This window comes from Mesorhizobium sp. M0276 (genome assembly GCF_040321755.1).
GTDB lineage: Bacteria > Pseudomonadota > Alphaproteobacteria > Rhizobiales > Rhizobiaceae > Mesorhizobium.
Genome location: NZ_JAMYSC010000082.1, coordinates 1 through 22,211, shown reverse-complemented (window position 1 = coordinate 22,211; position 22,211 = coordinate 1). Strand labels below are relative to the sequence as shown.

17 protein-coding genes and 6 pseudogenes are annotated in these 22,211 nt (G+C 59.8%); 17 read left to right on the top strand and 6 right to left on the bottom strand.

Annotated features, from left to right (window positions below; translation table 11 throughout):
* Window positions 1-217: hypothetical protein (locus tag NKJ01_RS33300; RefSeq protein ID WP_352734627.1), on the bottom strand; the 217-nt coding region annotated here is incomplete at its 3' end.
* A gap of 540 nt (window positions 218-757) precedes the next feature.
* On the opposite strand from NKJ01_RS33300, the gene NKJ01_RS33295 reads away from it, so the two are divergent.
* Window positions 758-1,792 (top strand): tyrosine-type recombinase/integrase, encoded by a 1,035-nt coding sequence (locus tag NKJ01_RS33295; protein WP_352734625.1) that lies wholly within the window; start codon window positions 758-760, stop codon window positions 1,790-1,792.
* 378 nt (window positions 1,793-2,170) lie between these two features.
* Here NKJ01_RS33295 and NKJ01_RS33290 read toward each other — a convergent pair whose 3' ends face one another.
* Entirely contained in the window at window positions 2,171-3,034 is an 864-nt protein-coding gene (locus NKJ01_RS33290; RefSeq protein ID WP_352734631.1) for a site-specific integrase, read from the bottom strand.
* A gap of 144 nt (window positions 3,035-3,178) precedes the next feature.
* Between NKJ01_RS33290 and NKJ01_RS33285 the strand changes: the two are divergent.
* The 3 genes and pseudogenes from NKJ01_RS33285 to NKJ01_RS33275 form a co-directional block, all read left to right on the top strand.
* A pseudogene (locus tag NKJ01_RS33285) lies at window positions 3,179-3,327 on the top strand (IS5/IS1182 family transposase); the annotation flags it as partial.
* 318 nt (window positions 3,328-3,645) lie between these two features.
* Window positions 3,646-4,956 (top strand): diaminobutyrate--2-oxoglutarate transaminase, encoded by a 1,311-nt coding sequence (gene ectB / locus NKJ01_RS33280; protein ID WP_352734623.1) that lies wholly within the window; start codon window positions 3,646-3,648, stop codon window positions 4,954-4,956.
* 45 nt (window positions 4,957-5,001) lie between these two features.
* Window positions 5,002-5,292, top strand: coding sequence for a hypothetical protein (locus NKJ01_RS33275; protein ID WP_352734621.1), 291 nt, complete (start codon window positions 5,002-5,004; stop codon window positions 5,290-5,292).
* 15 nt (window positions 5,293-5,307) lie between these two features.
* Here the strand turns inward: NKJ01_RS33275 and NKJ01_RS33270 are convergent, their stop codons facing one another.
* Window positions 5,308-5,439: a hypothetical protein gene (locus NKJ01_RS33270; protein WP_352734619.1), complete on the bottom strand. Its 132-nt coding sequence runs from the start codon at window positions 5,437-5,439 to the stop codon at window positions 5,308-5,310.
* The gene (locus NKJ01_RS33265) at window positions 5,436-5,657 is read right to left on the bottom strand and encodes a hypothetical protein (protein WP_352734618.1); all 222 of its coding nucleotides are present in this window, start codon (window positions 5,655-5,657) and stop codon (window positions 5,436-5,438) included. The genes NKJ01_RS33270 and NKJ01_RS33265 overlap by 4 nt, the downstream gene beginning before the upstream one ends.
* 270 nt (window positions 5,658-5,927) lie before the next feature.
* Between NKJ01_RS33265 and NKJ01_RS33260 the strand changes: the two genes are divergently transcribed.
* The 7 genes and pseudogenes from NKJ01_RS33260 to NKJ01_RS33225 form a co-directional block, all read left to right on the top strand.
* Window positions 5,928-6,542, top strand: a complete 615-nt coding sequence (locus NKJ01_RS33260; RefSeq protein WP_352734616.1) for a TnsA endonuclease N-terminal domain-containing protein — start codon at window positions 5,928-5,930, stop codon at window positions 6,540-6,542.
* Entirely contained in the window at window positions 6,539-7,006 is a 468-nt protein-coding gene (locus NKJ01_RS33255; protein WP_352734614.1) for a hypothetical protein, read from the top strand. Before NKJ01_RS33260 ends, NKJ01_RS33255 begins: the two co-directional genes overlap by 4 nt.
* A 42-nt stretch (window positions 7,007-7,048) precedes the next feature.
* On the top strand, window positions 7,049-8,212 hold the full coding sequence (locus tag NKJ01_RS33250) for a TnsB C-terminal domain-containing protein (protein ID WP_352734612.1): 1,164 nt from the start codon (window positions 7,049-7,051) through the stop codon (window positions 8,210-8,212).
* Window positions 8,157-9,097: pseudogene (locus NKJ01_RS33245) on the top strand (TniB family NTP-binding protein). The gene NKJ01_RS33250 and the pseudogene NKJ01_RS33245 overlap by 56 nt, the downstream one beginning before the upstream one ends.
* The gene (locus tag NKJ01_RS33240; protein ID WP_352734610.1) at window positions 9,087-9,812 is read left to right on the top strand and encodes a TniQ family protein; all 726 of its coding nucleotides are present in this window, start codon (window positions 9,087-9,089) and stop codon (window positions 9,810-9,812) included. Before NKJ01_RS33245 ends, NKJ01_RS33240 begins: the two are co-directional and overlap by 11 nt.
* Window positions 9,772-10,635, top strand: coding sequence for a hypothetical protein (locus tag NKJ01_RS33235; RefSeq protein ID WP_352734608.1), 864 nt, complete (start codon window positions 9,772-9,774; stop codon window positions 10,633-10,635). Before NKJ01_RS33240 ends, NKJ01_RS33235 begins: the two co-directional genes overlap by 41 nt.
* Window positions 10,636-10,664: 29 nt before the next feature.
* Window positions 10,665-11,727 (top strand): annotated as a pseudogene (locus NKJ01_RS33225) (DUF4158 domain-containing protein); the annotation flags it as partial.
* Here NKJ01_RS33225 and NKJ01_RS33220 read toward each other — a convergent pair.
* Window positions 11,718-12,088 (bottom strand): annotated as a pseudogene (locus NKJ01_RS33220) (IS110 family transposase); the annotation flags it as partial. The pseudogenes NKJ01_RS33225 and NKJ01_RS33220 sit on opposite strands and share 10 nt — an antisense overlap.
* A 463-nt stretch (window positions 12,089-12,551) precedes the next feature.
* Here NKJ01_RS33220 and betC point away from each other — a divergent pair.
* Complete coding sequence (gene betC / locus NKJ01_RS33215; protein WP_352734602.1) at window positions 12,552-14,096, top strand: choline-sulfatase; 1,545 nt, start codon at window positions 12,552-12,554, stop codon at window positions 14,094-14,096.
* Window positions 14,097-14,356: 260 nt separating this feature from the next.
* Window positions 14,357-16,342 carry a metallophosphoesterase family protein gene (locus NKJ01_RS33210; protein ID WP_352734600.1) on the top strand — a complete coding sequence of 662 codons (1,986 nt, stop codon included), beginning with the start codon at window positions 14,357-14,359 and terminating at the stop codon, window positions 16,340-16,342.
* Window positions 16,343-17,067: 725 nt separating this feature from the next.
* Here NKJ01_RS33210 and NKJ01_RS33205 read toward each other — a convergent pair.
* Window positions 17,068-18,411 (bottom strand): sulfotransferase family protein, encoded by a 1,344-nt coding sequence (locus NKJ01_RS33205; RefSeq protein ID WP_502905943.1) that lies wholly within the window; start codon window positions 18,409-18,411, stop codon window positions 17,068-17,070.
* Between the two features lie 431 nt (window positions 18,412-18,842).
* Between NKJ01_RS33205 and NKJ01_RS33195 the strand changes: the two genes are divergently transcribed.
* The 4 genes and pseudogenes from NKJ01_RS33195 to NKJ01_RS33180 all read left to right on the top strand — a co-directional run bounded on the left by NKJ01_RS33195 (window position 18,843) and on the right by NKJ01_RS33180 (window position 21,780).
* Complete coding sequence (locus NKJ01_RS33195; RefSeq protein WP_502905944.1) at window positions 18,843-19,244, top strand: hypothetical protein; 402 nt, start codon at window positions 18,843-18,845, stop codon at window positions 19,242-19,244.
* 237 nt (window positions 19,245-19,481) lie between these two features.
* Window positions 19,482-19,711 (top strand): annotated as a pseudogene (locus tag NKJ01_RS33190) (helix-turn-helix domain-containing protein).
* An 81-nt stretch (window positions 19,712-19,792) separates the two neighbouring features.
* Window positions 19,793-21,122: pseudogene (locus NKJ01_RS33185) on the top strand (IS5 family transposase).
* Between the two features lie 385 nt (window positions 21,123-21,507).
* Window positions 21,508-21,780 carry a hypothetical protein gene (locus NKJ01_RS33180; protein WP_352734596.1) on the top strand — a complete coding sequence of 91 codons (273 nt, stop codon included), beginning with the start codon at window positions 21,508-21,510 and terminating at the stop codon, window positions 21,778-21,780.
* The last annotated feature ends 431 nt before the right edge of the window (window positions 21,781-22,211 follow it).

Sequence of the window (22,211 nt, the reverse complement as noted above, 5' to 3'; positions counted from 1 at the left end):
TGACCAGGCTCGATTGACCGAGCCGTGTCACGCAATCGGGCCTAGCTCTGGATTCCGCCGCCAATTGGAGCAACACGATGCCGCCGGAGGTTCTCTGATGTTGAAGGCCATCGAGACTTATCTGGCGCTCCGCCGTGCCACTGGATTCGCAATGCTGAATGCGGAATACTTGCTCAGGAGCTTTGCCGCCTTTGCGACCGAGCGCGGGCAAACGCAAGTCCACTCGTTGACGCGCGTGGTCTGCCTCTGCGCTACATTGCTGCCAAAGAGACCTTCGACAGGCTGGTCGGCACGGCGGGTATCGTACCGGCGGCGAAGCGCCGCCCGCGTCTGCACGATTTGCGCCATAACTCCGAGTGCCGGATTGTTCCGAGTGACGCCATCGCCGCGGCATAATTTTCTCATGAATACAAGTAATTGGATCAGCGTCGGCCGTTGATTGCTCGGCATTATTCGGCTGCTCTTTCTGAGCGTGGACTTTCCCGCGCTATAGGGAGACAGACGATGATTGATCTGAATGAGGCGCTAGCCAAAGATCGCTGGAGAGGCCGATTGGCTAGCCACCTGGATGGTTACGAGGCTTTGTTCGATCGCCAGGGATACGCCAAAACGACTGATTAAGCTCCTGGCCGGTTTCAGTGCTTGGGTGGAGAGGCAGGATGTTCCGCTGAGCTTGCTCGGGGAAGAGGACGCAGATCGATTTCTGACGGAACTTGGTCAGCGCCCGAGGCGTGGCGATGCCTGGACCCTTCGGCAGTTGCTCCGATATCTGCGCGACACGGGCGGCGTGCCGGTGCCGCTGCCAGAGGTCGATACGAGCGCCAAGGGTAAGCTGATCGACGCATTTGGGGAATTCCTGCGCACCGAGCGTGGTCTCTCGGCATCGACATTGATGAACTATCTGCCGATTGTTCGTGGGTTCCTGGACGAACAGTTTGGCGACAACGATCCGGATTTTGACCGCCTGCGAGTGGGCGACGTTCATCGGTTCATCGTGCGGCGAGCTCAGGCCGGTTCGCCCGGCCGCGCCAAGTTGGCGGTCACCGCGCTGCGTTCGTTCTGCGCTTCCTCCAGCAACGCGGGTTGCTTGCCACCGATCTCGCTGTCGCGGTACCTGGGATCGCCGGCTGGCGCTTGGCACACCTGCCGAAGGCGCTGCCTGCCGAACAGGTCGAACGGCTCCTTGAGTCTTGCGACAGGAGAACACCGGCCGGCCGCAGGGACTAGCGAAGTCTCAGCCTTGACCCGGGACGACCTCGACTGGGATTGCGGCGAGATCGTCGTGCATGGCAAGGGTCAACGGCTGGCGCGGCTGCCACTGCCGGCGGATGTCGGTGCCGCCTTGGTCGACTATCTGCGGCAGGATCGGCCTGCTTGCTCAACACGCCGCGTCTTCATTCGCATAAAGGCGCCCAGACGGAGTTTTGTCAGCCCGTCGACTATTTGCTGCATTGTCCATCGTGCGCTCAAGCGCGCCGGTCTGACGCCGGCGTTCAAGGGTGCGCACCTGTTGCGTCACTCACTCGCCACCGATCTGCTGCGCCGCGGCGCCTCGCTCGTTGAAATCGGTCAACTTCTCCGCCACAGCCAGCCGAACACGACACAGATCTATGCCAAAGTCGACATCGCGGGTCTGTGGCTGGGCCACGAGTCCGTCGAAACCACCGCCATCTATCTTCAGGCCGACATGAGGCTCAAGGAGCAAGCTCTGGCGAGGACCGACACGGCGGACATCCGGTTGGGGCGCTACAAGCCCGACGACCATCTCCTTGCATTCCTGAAGAGCCTCTGATTATGCCGACCCAACAGCCACAGATCGCCCGCACTCTTTGGCCTCCCGGCCGCCACTCCGAATAATCCGGCACTCGGAGTTATGCCGTTAATTCCGAACCCGGAATTAGCGGCACACGTTTGCGGCGCGCGCGCTGCAAGGCAGTCCGACGGATCGAAGCCGAAGCGGCGCGCATATGGCGGCGCTTGCGACCTACATGGGGTCACGTCAACATCTATGCGACCTACTGGTATCTGGAGGCCACCGCCGACCTCATGCGCGACGTCGCCGCGGCCGGTGAAGAGTTCATTACCGAAGGGAGGCAATCATGACGCCCTGCCGTCAGCCGCGTGATCACCGAGGGTGAAAGGTTCGGCTCGTCCTTGCCCACAAGCGCGCTTAGCGCTTCCTGAAAATCGCCCGTCGAAACAACAGTGGAACGCCGATTACGAGCGTTGGCAAAAGCGCGATCTTTCGGCCCGCCGCTCCAATGTGTGGGCGGACGGGGTCTACCTGCAGGCGCGGATGGAAGACCAAGCCGAATGCATGCTGGTCCTGATCGGCGCCGTCGAGCACCGCTTGCAGCTCCTCGCGCAGGAGATAGGGGACCAGACGCTGATCCGTCTTCTTGAATGGGATGGCCAGGACGCGGCGGACATGCTCCAGGGCTGCCGGCTGCCTGTATTCGAGGAAGCGGAAGAAGGACTTGATGGCTGCCAGCCTGACATTGCGCGTCACCGGCGCGTTTTTGCGCTTATCCTCGAGATACTCCAGGAAGTCGCTGATGAGGCCGGCGTCGAGTTGCTCCAGCGTCAGCGCCGATGGCGAGACCTTCAGCCGCTTTGCGGCGAACATGAAGAGCAACTGGAAGCTCAGGGAATAGGAGTCGCGCGTATGCCGACTGACGCCACCGCGCAGGTAGAGAACGGGAAGCAGCGCATCCAGGCTTCGCGTCCGACTCGCCCATTCCGGTAGGATCGATGAGGCGAACCGGACCCGATCAACCTCGCCATTCGCGCCGCGATCCCGGATCTTCACCCGGCTGACTGGCACCGGACCGATGCCCGTCTGGATGCTCGGCTCCGGGCCGTGACCATGGCGGACAATCCGGTCACGGCCATCGGCAAGCTTGAGATCCCGCATCTCGGCAAGAAACGTCTCGGCCTCGATCTCGATCGCCTGCGCTAGCAATTTGCGCGCCCCGGTGCAAAGCACATCCGTCAGTGAATCATGGCGTATCGCTCTCTCGAGAGGTTCTGGCAGGCTTCATCACCCGCCTCGATACGCCGCGCTCCTCAAACCGTCATCACCCAGTTTCCGCCACAGCTCTATCCGTCCGATTGACGATCTCAAGGGTAGACGTGCCGATCTTGCATTGCGTCCTTAAGCTTCCGGCACAGCCACCGTCGGCGAAGACGTGTTGAACTTCCGCCTGTCTGGGGGCGATGCCGCAGGCTGGCCAAGGACTATAGAAATCCATCGCTTCTGCCGAAGCCTGGATATGCGTCTCCTACATTCGTCTGCTCACCCGCAGGCTCGCGAGAACACGGTATCAAAAACCTTTTTTATTCAGGCTCTTAGGTGTGCGACTCCAGCAACATCAGCGTACAATCGCCGCCACTTTAATTTCAAGTAAATTCCACGCGCCGGAAACAAAACTGTTACAGAAAATCCTATATCTTTAACACAACAAACTCGCATTCTAGAAGATCAGGTCCTACATTGTTTTGGTTCCACTCCTCTATTTGTTGACCCGGTCCATGTCTAGCTGACGATGAGCATCCACCAAGCGAGCACCCATCGGTCTGCCCCTCACACGGCTGCAGGCTATCTATCCGAAAAGAGTTCGCCCTATGAACAAGGAGGTTTCCACTATGAACAAGAAGTTCTCGCCTTCGAACGATGGGAGCATCGCGATTTTCGAGCGCGTCGAGTCCGAAGTACGTGGCTACATCCGTTCCTTTCCGATCCTTTTCGATCGCGCGGTTGGTACTACTCTGATAGATGTAGACGGTCGTGAATACCTCGACTTCTTCGCGGGGGCAGGTGCCCTCAATTACGGGCATAATAACCCGGCCTTCAAGCAACCGTTGCTGGATTACATAGAACGCGACGGAATCGTGCACGGGCTCGACCTCGCTACCAGCGCCAAGAAGGCATTCATCGAGGCCTTTGAGCGGTATATTCTGAAGCCACGTGGTCTGACTTACAAATTGCAATTCACAGGTCCCACGGGTACGAACGCGGTGGAGGCGGCACTGAAGCTGGCTCGCATAGTCACAACCAAGTCAAACATCGTCGCGTTTGCCAATTCGTTTCACGGTGTCAGCGCTGGATCGTTGGCCGCAACCGGAAACAAAAAGTTTCGCACTGCCGCAGGCTACCCCCTCGGGAACGTGACATCTTTGCCCTACGATGGTTATCTCGGCCCTTCAGTGGACACACTCTCCTACCTTGAGAAGCTGCTCAATGATCCGAGCAGCGGTCTAGACAAACCTGCCGCGGTCATTCTGGAAGCAGTCCAAGGCGAAGGGGGCATCAATCCTGCCAGTTTTGAATGGCTCCAGCGGCTGCGTGATTTGACCTCGCGACACGGGATTTTAATGATCCTCGATGACATTCAGGCGGGTGTCGGTCGCACAGGCAAATTTTTCAGTTTTGAAGCGGCTGGGATCGTGCCGGACATCGTTACTTTGTCAAAGTCCTTGTCGGCGATTGGAACGCCGATGTCTCTCGTTCTTCTGAAGCCTGAGCTGGATGTTTGGTCGCCTGGCGCGCATAGCGGCACGTTCAGAGGTAACAACCTTGCTTTCGTTACGGCTCGGGCGGCTCTGGACACATACTGGGCCGACGCCAAATTTGAGGACGAAATCGCTCGCAAGTCCTGCATCCTGGCTACGGAACTCAAGTCCATTGCACACGATTTCCCCAATTTGGACTTAAGCGTACGGGGTCGAGGATTGATGTACGGGCTAGTATTTCAAAAGCACCATTCATTGCCGGTTCAAATCTCACGGGAAGCACTTCGTCGCGGCTTGGTGATCGAGACCTGTGGCGGACGGAACGAGGTGCTCAAGTTCTTTGTTGCTCTTACCATTGCAGAGGCTGACCTGCGGCGTGGTCTGTCAATCATTCGCGATAGCATCAGCGCAGTGCAGGACAGCATGGAGAAAAGCATGCCATGACGATGACGAGAACACGCAAACCATCGTCGTGGAGAGCGCCAGCAAATGAGCGAGGACGCTGGCCGTAGCAAAGTCGTCGCCATCGCCACCAACGGCGGTGCCATCCTCGTCCGGATGAAACGCCTCTTGCGTTGGCCAAGTTCATTGAGGAGCAGTTCGGTGAGAAACCAAGTCGCAGGCTCGGTCGGCGCGAGCAGCTTCACAACGGCAATGGCCAGTTTCGGCCTCGGCGGCACTATTCCCGAGTTGGCGGGCGGCAGTTCACCGGTGTTCCCGAACCCAGGACATAATGCACACCGCTATGTTATTAAAAAGCAGGATCTGTTGATCTTTTGATTGTGACATTGGGCCTTACCCATCCGTTCCGGACTGGCGCGGAATATCGAGTCGCTTGATATCTTCATGGTTGATGATCCATCGCGTGCCCTTGGAATACTGCTCTGCCTTCAGATGACCGGCGCGGATCATATGCAGCACGCTCATTGGCCGTAGTCTGAGCTTTGCAGCCGTTTCCTGCAGGTATGTTCGCCGCGTCCGGCTCGTTCGTCCTTTTTGTAGACGGCGATATCGAGTTGGTTGCGGAAAGTGCAGACACGTGACTGCGTCCATCCGATCTGTCGACCAGTGGTCTTGCCGAGCCGGTCGAGAAGCGACGTGATCGCCTTGTCGGCACAGGCGTCGAGGATCTGCAGGTAGATCATGAAATGCTCCTTGTCATAGCTCGTGAGACTTTCCGACCAGGGACTTCGTCGGCAATCTTGGGCTTCATGCGCGCTCTCTGCCTGTCTGATCTCGAGCAGATGGTGGCGTTCAGTCGGTTCCTGTCGGTTTTCTTTAATTCGTGAATCGGCGAATCCCCGGAAATGAATCTTTCCGGGGATTTTGGCTGCGTGCGCCCGCTCCTTAATTGTGAACTGACGCGAGATTGTGCGTAATCAGTGTACTGAGTCGCAAGCCAAATGGAGATGGGATTGCGTCGCATCCCGCCGAGTCGACGTTCGCATGTGGTAGGTTTCCAGCGTGTTGAGAACGGGCTGGCACACCACGAGAGCGCGCTGGAGCGGGACTTCGTCACACTGACGCGCTTTCTCGACGATGGCGCCCGAATTATATCGCAGCCGGTCACGATCCGATTTGGGGCTGCCGGAAGACGCCGCCGGTATACCCCGGACTATTTCGTCGAATGGAGCGATGGTCGTTCGGAACTCATCGAGATCAAATACAGAGCCGATCTGCGAAAAGATTGGCCTCGGCTTCGTCCTGCATTTGCGGCAGGCCGCGACTGGGCGTTTGAACGGAACAGCCGGTTCCGGATTGCCACGGAACGAGGAATCCGAGGTTGGAGACTGGAAGCCGCCAGGCGGTTCTTGCCGCTTCGGCGCGATCCTGTTGATGATGTTCTGGCGAAGGAAGCCCTTGCGGCCGTATCGGAACTGGGCACTCCGACACTGGCAAAGTTAATCGCGGCCCTGTCGTTGAGCCAGGAGGCATCCACGGCTCTGATCTGGCGTATGATCGCCCATGGATTGCTGCGGGTCGATCTGTCGTCACCGATCCGAATGACCACGCGGGTGTCGGTAGCATGAGCGCTCCCGATCTGAGCACGATCACGGAGGCTGCATGGGCGGAAGCTCGCCGCCGCTTTCCGATCATCCGGCGATTGGCCGAGATGACCGGGCGGACTCGCGCCGATGTGCGGAAAGCGGCGTTGGAACTCGGTCTCGGGCCGACGCATGTCTACGCGCTGCTCAAGCGGTATGCGCTCGATCCGAGATTGACGACCATGCTGCCGCAAGGCCGTGGCCCGAAACGCGGATCGTCGCGCCTCACCCCCGAGGTTGACGACGTCATCGATGATGTTCTGGGAAGCTTCTATCTCACGCGGCAACAACCAAGGGTCAGGGACGTGGTGGATGAGGTTCATATACGTTGCCGACGCCTCGGCCTGGTCTTGCCGGGACGCAAGGCCATCTCCAACAGGATCGAGATGCGTCCGTTGAAGGATGTCGTAACGGGTCGCCGCGGTCGCAAAGCTGCGCGCGATCGGTAAGATCCCGCGGTCGGGTCGCTCGAAGCGCTGTGGCCGCTTTCGTTGATCCAGATCGACCACACTCTGGTCGATGTGATCGTGGTTGACAGTCAGACGCGCGAGCCGATTCAGCGTCCTTGGCTGACCCTTGCGATCGATGTGTGTACACGCTGCGTTGCTGGCTTCCACCTGTCCCTGGAGCCGCCATCCGCAACGTCGGTTGCGCTCTGCCTGAGCCATGCGGCTCTTCCGAAGGAAGGATGGCTTGCCGAGCGTGACGTGAACGCGCCCTGGCCGGTACGGGGCATTCCCGAGCGACTTCATCTGGATAATGCAAAGGAATTCCGTTCCGAAGCGTTGAAACGGGGATGCGAGCAATACGACATTGCCATCGATTATCGGCCGGTGCGCACGCCACATTATGGCGGCCATATCGAGCGGCTGATTGGCACGATGATGGGCAAGGTCCATCTTCTGCCGGGAACGACCTTCTCCGACATTCGGGTAAAAGGTGACCTCGATCCGGAAAAGACCGCAGCGATGACGCTTGATGAAGTCGAGCGATGGCTCGCCCATGCGATCGTCGGTGTCTATCACCGCGATCTGCATCGCGGGATCAACATGACCCCGCTGGCTGCTTGGGAACAAGGCATCGCGGGCGATGATATGACGCCTGGCCGCGGCGAGCCGATGGCGGTTGCCGACCCCCGGCGCTTCCTGATCGACTTCCTGCCGCTGGAATTGCGCCTGGTTAGACGCGAGGGAGTATGGCTCAACTCGATCGGCTATTGGTCCGACGTATTGAGAACATGGATCGGCCATGCCGAGAAAATGATCGTTCGCTACGATCCGCGCGACCTCAGCCGGATTTACCTGCTGGCGCCCGACGGGGTGTATTATGACCTCACTTATCGTGATCTGGGTAGGCCGGCGATCAGCCTTTGGGAGCATCGGCTTGCCTTGAAGCGGCTGCCCGAAGAGGGAAGATCGCACGTCGATGAAGCAGCGATCTTCCGGACGATCGAAGCGATGCGCCAGATCGCAGACGAAGCCGTTCGCGCGACCAAGACGGCCCGTCGTCACAAGGAAAGGCGATTGCGGCTGGTACAGACGAGTTCTTCCAGCGCAACGCCCGTCCCTGCTCCGGGCGTTCCGGTTCCAGCTCCTTCGGATGGGGTGCAACCGCACGAGCGTATGTTCCCGTCGAGGAGTGGTGATGAGCAATGACTATAGCCATCTTCACGATTCCGCACGGGCGCTCGCCGACGAGAATGCCGAAACACGCATCCGTCGTATCCGCATGGATCGCTGGATAGCGTACGCACGGGCAGAATCCGCCTTGGTGGCCTTCGAGGATCTGCTTGCGTTCCCCCGGCGCACCCGGATGCCGAATTTGCTGCTTGTTGGCCCCACCACAACGGCAAGACGATGATCGTCGAAAAGTTCCGACGATCCCATCGGCCCGTCGCCGCTTCCGAGTCAGACGGCGGCATCGCTAGCGTTCCGGTCGTTCGGGTGCAGATGCCGGCGGGCCCGGACGAGACGCGGTTCTTCGGCGCCATTCTCGAGGCGTTGGGAGCGCCATACGGGCCACGCGACCGAGTCTCCATGCTGCAGGACGCGGCAATGCGATTCATGCGCATGACGAATGTGCGCCTGCTTGTGATCGACGAACTGCATAACCTCCTGTCCGGGTCTCCCGGCCAGCAGCGGCGGCTTCTCAATCTCCTCCGGTGGCTTGGCAACGAATTGCAGATACCACTCGTCGCGGTTGGGACGGCCGAAGCCTTGCGCGCGATACGCAGCGACGACCAACTGGCCAACCGCTTCGAGCCGATCCCGTTGCCTGTCTGGAACGAGGATGAGACATATCTGCGTCTGCTCAACACGCTGGAAGCTGTGCTTCCTTTGCGGCGCCCATCGGGCCTGGCAAGCCCTGCGCTGGCTGGAAAGATCTTTTCCGCTTCCGAAGGAATCCTCGGCGAAATCGTCACGGTCGTGACACGTGCGGCCGTTCTGGCTGTCCGTTCCGGAACTGAAGCGATCACCGTGCGGGCAATTGATGAGACGGGCTTCATTGCGCCCTCCGGACGACGCCGTGTTGCGCTTTAGGCTGCCGATCTACGATGTTGAGACCTTCACCTGCGCAACTGCCCAACCGCAAATGCCGGTATATCTTCCGCCAGCACCCGACGAAGCCTTGTCGTCGTGGTTGCTTCGTCTTGCCGCGGGAATGGGCCTGCCACCCGCCGTCCTCATCAGGAACGGCTTCGGCATAAGGCCCGAAGTTGAGATCTGGTGGTGGCGAAGACCGACGACGACACAGATTGAAAGGGTCAGCAAACGGACGGCCGTTGCAGTTGAGATGCTCGTAGGCTTGACCTTCCGGGGGTGGGCCACCGCGCGCAACGATGAAATCGACGAGCGTTTTGCGCCGCATCGCTTCAACAGGAACAGCATTCAACCGCGCGGCATGCGCCCCATCGCGATTTGCCCCTCCTGTCTTGCCGAGGATGAGACGCCCTATATTCGAAAGGAGTGGATGATCGGCTGGACGAGCATGTGTCTGCGGCATCGGATTGTGCTCTCCACGCATTGTCCGGCATGCCATGCGAAGCTGCTCCTGCCGAGCCTGGATTCGAGCATCATTCCGAAAGTCGGTTGCTGCCAGCGCTGCGGCCAGAACCTCGCCGGACATGTTGGCGAGCCGGCGCGCGAGGCACCGTTGCGCCTGCAGGACAGGCTGCTGGACTATCAAGGCAGCGGGAACGGGGGAGCTTCCGGGCATGGGTGTCCTGGATTGGGAGACGGTCGTAGTGACGATTGACCTCGTGCTCGGCGTTGTCTGGGCGAAGCGTGCTGGCCGTTTGCGAGAACGACTGTTCGAAAAGATTGTCCACGACCTCGATCTCGGCGCGCAGGCGCGGCTGAGTATCGATTGGGCGACAAACTATGGGATGAGCATTCTGTTCGCATGGCTCTTTGGCCAGTGGCCTGAGCACTTGCAGAAACTTTGGACAATCATGGCGGCGCCTGCGATCGACGATGCCGTAGCCTGTATTGCTCCCGTCGCCGCCGAACCTCTCCGGCAACTGCGGAAGCTCTGCAGATGCATCACACGGAAATCCATCGACAACCGGAAAAGCGCAATCGACTGGTTGATGGCCCTTCCGGAAACGGGTGCCGATCTTCGCCGACGCGGAGCGAGAATCCACCACTCCGGTCTTCATAGAAAGCTCGTGGTACTGGCGATGCTGCGTGATGGTCTAGACCTCTCTGTGGTCGCCGCAACGGAAAGGCTTCGCCCCGACACCATTCGCATCTGGCTTGAGAATGGCATGGAGCATGGTCTCGAAGCCATGGTCGCCCGACCTGTCCGGGGACGTGACCTGTCCGAAGACCAGGAGCGCGAAATTGGTGCTTGGCTTGCAACCATACGCGGGCGTGCTCGGGGCCACGGAGCATGGAGCGCCGAGCAGGTCCAATATGAGATCATGCAACGCTTCGACATCAAGATGACAGCTGCCTCTGCACTCAGCTTGCTTCGCGCCAATACGGCCCAGTCGGCCCGAAGCTGGGATTTTGGCCAACTCGAAGGACGTTGTGGGAACATCGCTTGTGGGATTGACCAGGTAAACGCCGGTTCGTGACATTGCGCTCCAAATTGAGGAGCGTTGCAGTGAGTGCGGGTATTTCGAGTCCGGATTTGGTCGGCCAATGGAGCCTGAGCTTTGCCGACATTGATTTCATCAATTCCAAACCGGCGGTAACGAGGTTGGGTCTGGCAACGCAGTTGAAGTTCCTCAGCGCACGCGGTTTTTTCGCTGACAACGGCACATTGGTCCCGAACGATGCTGCCGAATACCTGGCCGAGCAGATCGGCGTCCGAGCCGACGAACTGTCCGGCTATGATTTCGGCGGGAGAACTGCCCGTCGGCATTGCGCCGAGATTTTACAATATCTCGGATTTCGCCGCTATGAAGCGGGTGGACCGGGAAGCGCTGTCTTTCTGGATTGCCGACGAACTTTGCCCGTCCGGACAGCCCGTCAGCGCTATGCTTGAGGCGGGGTTCCTCTGGTGCCGGGATCGCAATATCTATGGTCCTTCGGCCAAGGAACTGGAACGGCTGGTTCGCTCGCAACGCCAGCAATATCTGGACGGTTGGCTTCATGAGGTGAGCGCCGCGCTTCCGCCTGAGACTGTTGCAGCGATGGAAAGCTCCCTGGCTGACGCGGAAGGACCGGCGGGCTTCAATGCGATGAAAGCCGATGCAGGTCGGGCAACGCTGGACAACATTCTGGATGTCACCGTGCGGCTGGCGTTCATCCGAAAGCTCGCTCTTCCCCGGAATTTTCTCTCGAACATTAACCCGGCGTGGATTGAACCTGTCGTCCGCCGCGTTTCCGGCGAAAAGGCGTCGGAGATGCGCCGTCACATGGAGGCTCGCCAACTCGCGGTTTATGCGGTGTATCTGATGGCGCGGGAAACGGCGATCACGGACGCAATGGTCGAACTGCTTGTGGAAACGGTGCACAAGATCGGAACCCGGTCCAAAAGGAAGGTGGTGGGCGATATCGCCAAAGATGTTGAACGGGTCTATGGCAAGGAACGGCTGCTCGTCGATATTGCCACAGCATCGATTGATGATCCGGTCGGTCGCATTTGCGATGTCATCTTTCCGATTGTCGGCAAGGAAAAGCTGGTGGCGATCATCAAGGAGAGCAATGACAAGGGTGCGCTTATCCAAACCGCACTCAGTTCCCCAGCACGATGAAGCCTTGCCAGATTGCTGGCATCCCGACGGTCTGTCTTGACGCGATCGCCTGGCTTTTCAGGGATCAAAGAGGGAGCGACGACGACGCAGTCATGACCTGCGGCAGACAGCTGTCGCTGAATGCCATAGCCGCACGGTCCCGCTTATAGCAAAACTTCAGCGTTCGCCCTGACTGCGAAAGCTTCGCCAGCATGCGAGCCAAGGCCGTTGGCGTGTTTGCGATCTGGCCAAACGTGCGCACGTCACCACGCTTGCCGCCATCGGCAAGCGCGACCGAAATCGTCGCTTTGTGAACATCCAATCCGACATATGTGATAGTCTCTTCCACGGCCCGTCTCCTATGCATGAGGCTCTGTGCGAGGATAACTCACGCAACCCTCGATACCTGCATACTGCGAGACGGGTCGCCCGGTCCCAGGGCGAACATTTAGTCTAGCCGACAGACCATCATGCGCGTCAGAGGCGTCAGTTCACGTTCCGTTCGATCTTAGCGTATGATTTCGAGCAGCTCTTGTTCTGACGTCATCAAGCAATGACGGCACTGAGCACGTCCGGCTTCACGCCCTTAACCGCGTGCGTGTCGCTGCATCTACGCGCATTTTCGGAAAATAACGCTCATTTCCTGCGTTTGTTGAGGGTGATTCGTACAGGGCGGCCCACTTGTGGATGCTATGTTTATGAAGCGGGCGCCGTGGGTTGTGTTCACAAAACGCATACTAAGCTGTCCGACCCCAAAAATGGCGCGCTACGCGAAGTCACCAGCGAAGCGTTGATAAGGAGAAAGGGGCGCAATGACCGGACAGCCCAACATTCTATTCGTCATGGCGGACCAGATGAGTGCGCTGGCGACTCCGGTCTACGGTCACCCCATCGTCCATGCCCCGAACATGAGTGCTCTCGCTGAAGGGGGCGTGGTCTTTCGCAACGCCTACTGCAACTCACCGCTCTGCGGGCCGTCGCGACTCTCCATGATGTCTGGCCGACTGCCCTCGGCGATTGGTGCCTACGATAATGCGGTCGAGTTCCCGGCCTCGATCCCGACCTTTGCGCATTACCTGCGGCTCCTCGGGTACCGGACATGCCTGTCCGGCAAGATGCATTTCGCCGGACCGGACCAACTCCACGGTTACGAGGAGCGGCTGACGACTGACATCTATCCTTCGGATTTCAGTTGGACGCCCAACTGGTCGGAGCCCGGAGCGACGCTAGGCTTCCAGGCGGACTTCACAAAAGTCGTGGAGACGGCGCCGTGCGAGCGATCGCTCCAGATCGACTATGACGACGACGTCGAATTTCAGGCAATTCGCTGGATCTATGACCGGGCACGGGACGAGAGCAAGCAGCCCTTTATGCTAACCGTCTCCTTTACCTCACCGCACGATCCCTATGACGCCCAGCCCGAGTTCTGGAACCTTTATGAGGAGGATCGGATCGATCTGCCGTCGGTCGGGCGCCAACCGGACAATGAACTCGACCCCCACACCCGTCGGATTCTCAGCCACTATTCCATCGACAAGGTGGAGTTAAGCGCGTCGCAGATCCGCCGCGCGCGCCATGGCTACTACTCTTCGATCAGCTATATCGACGCGAAGCTCGGTGCCCTGAGAAGAGCCCTGGAGCGGTCGGGGCAGTTGGACGACACAATCATCGTGTTTGCCTCGGACCACGGCGACATGATGGGTGAGCGGGGGCTCTGGTACAAGAAATGCTTCTTTGAGTGGGCGTTACGTGTGCCCTTGATCATGTCCGGCCCTGGCCTTTCACGGCATGACGTCCACGCCCCTGTATCTCTCCTTGATCTACTTCCGACGTTTGTCGAGATCGCGGGAGGGACTGACGCCGATATTCTCCAGAAGGACGGCGAAAGCCTTTGGTCTGCTGCGTCGGGAAATCAAATGATGCTCCGGACGGTTGCGGCAGAGTACTTGGCAGAAGGCGTCCTGGAACCCGTCTTTATGTTGCGGGACGCCCGTTACAAATGTCTGTTCAGTGAGGGAGATCCGGCCGTTCTATTCAATCTTCTCCACGACCCGGCTGAACTGACGAACCTTGCACATTCGGGCGATTTTTCAGCGGCTACCTTGGCTACCTTCGAAGCTGAAGCAGCCGGAAGATGGCACGCGGATGCGATCAAGGCGGCTGTAATTGCAGACCAAAACAACCGTCGGCTTGTCAGAGACGCTTATACCCACGGTCGGCGCCCCGCCTGGGACTACCAGCCCATCACCGACGCTTCGCAGCAGTGGGTCCGCGCTGGGGCGGCCGACGTCGAGGCGAAAGCCCACCTGCCAGTCCGCTCCGCCGGATCGGGCCGCATTCGCCTCAAGGCGAGTTGAAGGGCCGGCGATGCAGCTTCGAGCACATCTACACCGCGATCGTCACACCCTGCCGGGACGACCGATCGATCGACTGCGGTGCTCCTTGTGCTGCTATGTTTATGAAGCGGCCGCCGGGCGCTCCGGTGTCGAGGAGTTCTAAATGTCACGTGCAAACTCGCCTCCGAGACCGACATGATCAATGCTGCTGGTCACGCACGCGGCGTGATGAACTTTGAGACCGTTCTTTGTTCCCCAAGACCCAAGACAGAAGCCTGATCATGAAAACCATCTCACCCCGCGAGCGTCCTCTGCTTCGCTTTGTTGTCATCACGGACACGCATGTGAATGGGGAGGGGAGTTCTCCCTATCCCTATCCGAGCGGTGTGCTCGCAAATGCCCGTGCGGCAGCGGCTTTCGCAAAGGTCCGTACCCTGAAGCCTGACTTCGTGCTACATCTGGGCGACATGGTGCACCCGCTTCCAGGGCAGGTCAGCTTTGCAAGCGCCGCAGCGAATTTCCGCAAAATGGTTGGCGACCTGGAAGTCCCTATCCGGTGGGTGCCGGGCAACCACGACATCGGGGACAAGCCAAGCGCTTGGCTCGTCGCTCCGCCGGTCAGCAAGGAGACGCGTACATTCTATACGGATGCGTTAGGCCCTGACCGGCATTGCTTCGAGCATCATGGCATCCGCTTCGTGATGGCGGATGCAACCCTCATCAATAGCGGTATGGACGCAGAGGAGGAGCAATGGAACTGGCTGGATACGAACATTCCCCGCGACCGTCGTAGCTTCCTGTTCATGCATTATCCACCATATCTCACCGACACCGATGAGCCGGAGCATTACGACAATATCGCAAATCCCGGCCGCTCCCGCCTCCTCGCCATGCTGCGTGACCGCCCGGTGGAAGCCCTCTTCACAGGGCACGTCCACAACATCTTCATGAACAGGTTTGGCAATACGGATATCCATGTCCTGCCGGCAATCTCCTTTGTGCGTAACGACTACAGCCAGCTATTTCCTGTGCCACCAATCGATGAGGAGAATGGGCGAAACCATGTGAGCCGCCTTGGCTTCATGCTCGTGGAGGTATTCGAGAAGGGACACACTGTTCACTGGGTCAATACCAATGGTGGAACGGATCCCGAGATCGCCGATCAGCAGATGACAGTATCCATGCTGCATCCACGTCGCCGCACTGCTCCGGTCGGGGTTGACCTCCGACAGGAATGGGCACGCGCCCTGCCGATCGTTCCAGACGGCGTTGTGGATGAACTGAGCCGTAAATACGTCCGCAATGACCATCTTGCGATGCGCCTGCAGTCGCTTGGCCTTCGCCATCTTCGCGTTCCGATGCAGGATGTAATCGACGAGCGAGCGGCTGCGCGGATGTCGGATTTCGCCGCCTTTGGCCATACCTTCACCGTCTACGGTATCGGCGTGCCGACAACAGAAGTCGGTGACCGCTTGGCCGCTGTAGCGCCGATCCTCTCCGGCGTGGAAGTTATTCTTCCGTCCGAGGCATTCGCCGAGACCTCACCCCTACTTGCTGCATTCTCTCACTCGATTGGCGCGCCGGTCATGCTTTCCAAGTTGCGCGCCTCAGCGCACAGCGAAGGCAAGGGCGATGGCCTTAGCCTTTATTCGCACCTCCCTCGGCATGGCTTTCCCGTCGAAGAAGTAGACGAGGCGTTCGCCGCGATCCCAGCGGGCATCGCAGGTCTCTGCTTCACCGTCGAACCGACCGCACCGCTCTGGGCTACACTGGAAACAATCGCCGCTGCGGCGCACAAGAACGGCAAGCGCGCGCTGGCGCATCTGCGGCTAGCTGGCGCCAGCTTTGCCAAGGATGCAGGCACGCCTGAAGAAAACGCACGGCGGATTGCTGAGGCAACGCTTGCTGGTTGGGCCCATCGGGCAGTGCTGGACGTCGTGATAGATACCTTCGTCGATTTCGATCGTGGTTACGTTCTGCGTAGCGGCTTGTTGAATTCGCTTTGCGACGTGCGCCCCGCCGGCGCCGTCCTCCAGCGCCTGGCTGAGCTGTTGGCGGATACACCTGAGGGCGGAAGTGTGCGGGCCGAAGGATCGCTTCGCTACTTCAGCGTTGCCGGCAAGAACTACGCGCTTGCTTTGGACAAATTGCCGACTATGAACGGCTCGGCGACAGCAATCCGGCTCGACACCGGCGCCATGATTGCGACCGACGTCGAAGCCGCCGGCATGCCGATCCTCTTGTCTTGGTGTCGGGCTGCTGATTGAGCCTTGATCAAACCCTTCTTCCGGTCTCGACAGGGCACGTCCGCAGTGTTGAGCCGGACTGGGCCTATGTGCATAGCGAGTTGAAGCCCACGCTGCAGATTATGTGGACGGATGTACTACATTGAGCGCGATCCGAACGCTATCGCTACAGCCGTCGTCAGCCGTCTACTTATAACCTGATGCGCCTCCCCGGTCTTGGCCGAGGAGCGCCCAGCGGTGGCAACGACATGAACGAATTGCGGCAACAACGCGCGACCGCGAAGAGGAACGAGGCCGAGTCGGCCAGGATTACGATTAGCGCGGTGAAGGCGCTGACCAGCCAGCCGGCCAGGAATGGTTCGGCCGCCGCCGCGCTGGACCGGCTGAGCTGCACCAGCGTGGGCACGTACGCCAGACAGGCCACATCGGCGTTTACCGCGGCCATCCCAATAGCTGGACCATCCCGAGTTGCCTGGGGCCGGTGAGCAGCGGAATGGTCGCGAGCGTGGCCGCCATCACCGAATTGGCAGTCAGCAGGATGCGCCGGTCCACGATCAGAATATCAGGTACGGGGCCCCGGCCGCAGGCCAGAAGCAGGCCAGTCTGCGCTGGCCCCGTGCCTAAAAAGGGGGATCGCGGACAGCGGCAGCGCCAGAACGGTCACCTCGGAGACCAGGGTCGACACGATGTCCCAGACGAGCAGCGCTACGTATCCGCGTGGCAGTTGGCGAGCGGCGGAAACCTCGCTACCGCTCACGCTTTGATTGCCGAGGTCGGGACCGACAATAGCCCAAACGGGCCAGTTCACTGCCTGCAATCTGCTCGAATTCCAGAATCTGCGCCCGCGTCAGATCCTCGGCGTAGCGAGCCAGCCGGCCGCCGTGCAGCGGTTTGCCGGCAGACTCAGCCGACGGGTGGCCGTAAGGGCGTTCGAACAGTGTGTGCTCGTGTTCGGCGTGCCGCAGCAAGGCCTCGTCCCAGAGCAGGTCAAGGTGATCCAGGATTCGGGCCAGGGTGGACCTGGGCTGGCTGACCAGATCCTCGTAACGCACCTCAAGATAGCGGTCCGGCGGCGCGACCCGATACGGCCGGGACACCACTTCGAGCCAGCCGCGCGCAGCTTCGGTGACGGTCCGGTAACCCCAATCCGGCACAGTTTTGAGGTGCGAGGCGGCCAGGTCCCGCCCGTCCCGCACGATGTGCACGAAATGAGCCCGCGGCCACAGCCGAGCGTAGGTGTCGATCTGTATGATCTCGCGCTGCAGTTTCATTCCCCACCGCCGGGCTCCGGTGCGCGCCCTGCGGAACTCGCCGATCTCGTTGATCAGTCGGCATCGGTCGGCGAACGACCTGATATCGTTGCTCGTCTCGCCCATCACCTTTGTGACCAGCTCGCGCAGGTCGTCGAGCTCCAGGCCGAACCTCAGGCACTGCACCACGAAGTGGACCCCGTCGTACCAGAACGGATTGAAGAATGATTGCGCCACGCTTTCGGTGATGCCGGTGATGCAGTGGAGGCGGGCTGCGAGAAGGTCGGCCGCGTCCAGGATGTGCGGCCCGAGGTTCTGCGGTTCCAGGAAAGTGATCTCCGGCCCGACTACCAAGTCGGGATGAGAGTCGAGCACCACGCTCAGCAAGGTTGTACCGGACCGGTTCTCGCCGCCGAGCAGCACCGGCGAGGTTGAAAACGGGTGGGCGTCGGGCATGGCAAAATCTCCTGTCGACAGTTGGTGCTCATGGATGGCTGGCCCCGCCGCGACATGCGCGCGTGCATTAAAATCGATGCTGCGATAACGGAAGGCGATCGGTCGTGCACAAGGCGACCTGCCCACCGATGCCCGGTCAATCACGGTCGCGGGTAGAATTGTCACAGCGAGAAAACCGCAACCGAGCGGTCTGTGCGATCCTGCAGGCGAGATGCAGGGTTCCTGCGCGTTCGAGGACGGGCGGGTGGACCAAGCCTTGGGATTGCGGCCGACGATATGGATTTTCCGCCCGAGATCGACAACAGTCTTGAGCGTATGTTGGGAGATTATGGATTTGCCCATATCTCTTTTCCCGTAGAATACGATCTGACGCAGACCTGACATGTTGCTTCCTCCCTTCGTTCCATCGATCGGGATGGCGCCCGCGATATGAATATCGGTCGGTAGCTCCTCGCCTCCCTGCGAGAGTGTCAAAATTCGTGCCAACTGCGCGCAATGAGCATCGGCAAGAGCTGTTCTGCCTGTTATTCAACGACTTGAATGGCGGGTGCAGCACGGGCCAGGCCGAACCGCTCCGGGTCGCCGACTCGACAACCCGACAATCTGCGGCGCGAGCGCCAGGCGGAGGGAATCGCTGCCGCCAAGAAGCGCGGCACATACAAGGGCCGGCCGCCGAAAATCGACCGCGACGCGATCCAGCAAGGGCTTAAACAGGGTCATGGCCCTACATAAATCGCCCGCGATCTCGGCGTCTCACGCGGTACTGTCTATCAGGTGAGGAAAGGCAAAATGACGAAGGGCGGGCTCATACCCGTCTGACGCCAGCGACATGCGAAGAGATCCAGACCCGCATGCTCGAGGTCTGCCAGAAGATTGCTGAGGTCCACGGCCTGGTCATCGAGGGCGCCGGATGGCGCGGCACCGATACCGGCGTCTCCTTCGAGCCCGTGTTCCGCGTTAGCATTCCCTCTTCCGACTGCACCGCATTCAATCTCGAAAAAGACAGGTTCGAGTTCTTGGCAGAGCACTTCGGATTGGCCCCTCCAGACTTCGGACGCGAGTTCCTCACCGGAAGCGAACGGTTCCGGATCACCGGCATCGATCCAAAGCGGCCACGCTACCCGATCTCTGCTGAGCGAATTCCCGACCGCAGAGGGTTCAAATTTGCCGCCGAGAATGTCGCCATGCTCCTCCAAGCCAAGGAGAACAAGCCGTGAAGTTCTCGGACTGTTCCGCAGGTTGGCCAAAATCGCAGCTTCGGGCCGATTAGGCCAATACCCCGGAAGCTCAACGGGTATATCCAGTTCAGTCATCGACGCACCAGTTCACCGAATAAGGAACCAGTTCACCAATTAAGGGAAACCGACAGTTCCCGGTCCACCAACAGCCCAACTATAAAGAATAGGAACGATCATTCCTAGAACGATAATTCCTTTTCAGCCCCTATCTCGCTCGTGGATCTCAAAGAAGTCATGGCGATCAACATGCGTCGTTTGCAGCCATGAACAGGATCTGACGCAGGAAGAGTTGGCAGCACGCGCGGACCTTAGCACGCTATGTGGGCTCGATCGAGCGTGCCCGCGTCTCAGCAAGCGTCAGTGTGCTTGGACGACTGGCGGAGGCATTCAGCGTTGACCCCAGCGAGCTAATAAGTCGCGCTGGAAAACATCTGCAAGCCTTGTAGGACATGGATTCCCAAGGGGTTTGAAGTATCGGAGAATGCGGGAAATCGAATCCGATGCGTTCCTTTCCCGGTGTTTTATCGATGCCTCCATCTGGTCCATCACGTGACAAGAATGATCTTTTCCGCGAGCGCCTGGATGCGATCCTCAACATGAGGCACCCGCTGGTGCGGCTGTCGGGGTTGATGCCGTGGGCCCGGTTTGATGAGGCGTTCGACCGCTTCTACCGCCCGGTCGGCAGGCCGGCCAAGCCGACGCGATTGATGGTGGCGCATCGGACGAAGAGGTGGTGGAACGGTGGGTGGAGAATGCGTACTGGCAGTATTTTAGCGGCTTCGAGTTTTTCCAGCAGGAGGCGCCGATCGACGCCAGCACGATGACACGTTGGCGCAAGCGGATCGGACCAGAGGGCCTGGAAGAAATGCTGAAGGCGAGCGTCGAGGCGGCGCTCGTAGCCGAATTCGCTGGAGCGGATCACCGTCGATACGACGGTGCAGCCGAAAGCGATCGCTCATCCTTCCGACAGCCAGCTTTACCTGAAGGCGATCCAGATCCTGGCGCGCCAGGCGAAGCGGTATGGTGTCGTGCTCAGGCAGAGCCACGCTCGGCTGGCCAAGGCCGCGGCGGTACGCGCCGGCCGCTATGCCCACGCCCGGCAGTTCCGACGGATGCGGCGCGAACTGAAGCGCCTTCGCACCTATCTCGGTCGGGTGTTCCGCGACATCAGCCGCAAGATCGCCGGCAATGGTGAACTCGAGGCCAGGTTCGCTCGGCTGCATGGGCTGGTCGAGCGGCTGCTGGCCCAGAGGCCGAAGGACAAGAACAAGCTCTATTCGATGCATGCGCCCGAGGTGGTCTGCATCTCGAAAGGCAAAGCCCGCGTGCCCTACGAGTTCGGCCGCAAGGTCGGGATCGCAACAACCAACCGCGAAGGCCTCGTGCTGGCCGCCAAATCCTTCGAGGGCAATCCGTATGACGGCCACACGCTCGCAGCGACGGTCGATCAGGCCGCGCAGATTAGCGGCGTCGAGCCGGACCGCATCTACGTCGACAAGGGCTGTCGCGGCCATGAATATGCCGGTTCGGGTTCGGTGATGATCGCCGGCAGCAAGCGTGGGCTGACCGCCACCATGAAGCGGGAGTTGAAGCGACGATCGGCCCATCGAGGCCACCATCGGCCACATGAAGACCGACGGGCGGCTGGACCTGAACTTCCTTCTCGGGCATGCTGGCGATGCCATCAATGCGCTGTCGTGGCCGCCGGCCACAATCTGCGCCTCATCCTCGCCACACTGGCTTTGGCGTGCGCTCATCCTGCTGGCTATCGCTGCTTCCGCCGCCAAACCGGATACTTCCTCCCGTCGCTGCGGCACTGCCGCGTCAATGGCTTGGCCATTGTTCAGGGCGGACTAATAAGACCGCGCAAGGTATAGCATTGGCAATCGGGTTCGGCGGAAGCGGAAAATTCAGCCAGCTCTTGACGGCGTTCACGCGCCTGACCACGCGCACCGAGAGGTCGTGAACCGAGCCGGCTTTTCTTCGGCAAACTCAGGCAGCCTCAGCCATACGCTTGCAGCGGTAGCCACAAAGAGCCCTACCCATGGCAAAAAAAATGAAATGATGTCGGCAGGGAGTGCTGTCCGGAGCACTCCATCAGCAACGGCAGGCCTTCTAACTCTGAGGTGAGTCTAGTCGCTATGATTGCTGGCCCTGGGGCGGCCCCTCATTCGATATGCAACGGTACGAGGGTTAAGCCGGCTGGCCGGCGCAGAGCCTCGTGCATAGGAGACCTGGCCATATGGACCATATCAGATTTGTCGGTTTGGATATTCACAAGGAACGGATCGCGGTGGCGGAGAGCGGCCGCGCCGGCGCGGTGGAATATCTCGGCGAGATTGCCAATGATGCTGATGCCATCAGCAAGCTGTGCGATCGTCTGGGGCGGTCCGGCAAGCGGCTGGCGTTTTGCTATGAGGCCAGCCCGTGTTCATCGCCAACTCACGCGCCTCGGCCATCGGTGCGACGTGGTGGCGCCATCGCTGAATCCGCGAAAAGCCTGGCGATCGGGTGAAAACGAACCGTCGCGACGCCACCATGCTCGCCCGCTTCAATCGGGCCGGAGAGTTGACCCCCGTCTGGGTGCCCGACGCCGATCATGAAGCTATGCGCGACCTGATCCGGCTGCGCAACGTCGTGCGACAGGTGGGGACGCGAGCGCGCCAACGTCTTCAAGGATTTCTGCTGCGTCACGGGCGCAAGCATGGGCGTGGGGCGGCGTGGCGAAAGGTTTACCGGCGATGGCTTTCGACATGGGACTGTCAGGAATTCCGTGTGCGGGCGGGCATAATGGGTAAAAAGGATTGAACTAAACCGCTGCCGCGGTAGCTGATGCGCGGGTCTGGCCTGAGGAGGTCCCTGTCTGAGAAGATTTGGTGTTGAGCCAACCTTCCAGACAGGAGAACCCCAGATGGCCCAGATAAGCCCTCTGCGTCAGCGGATGAT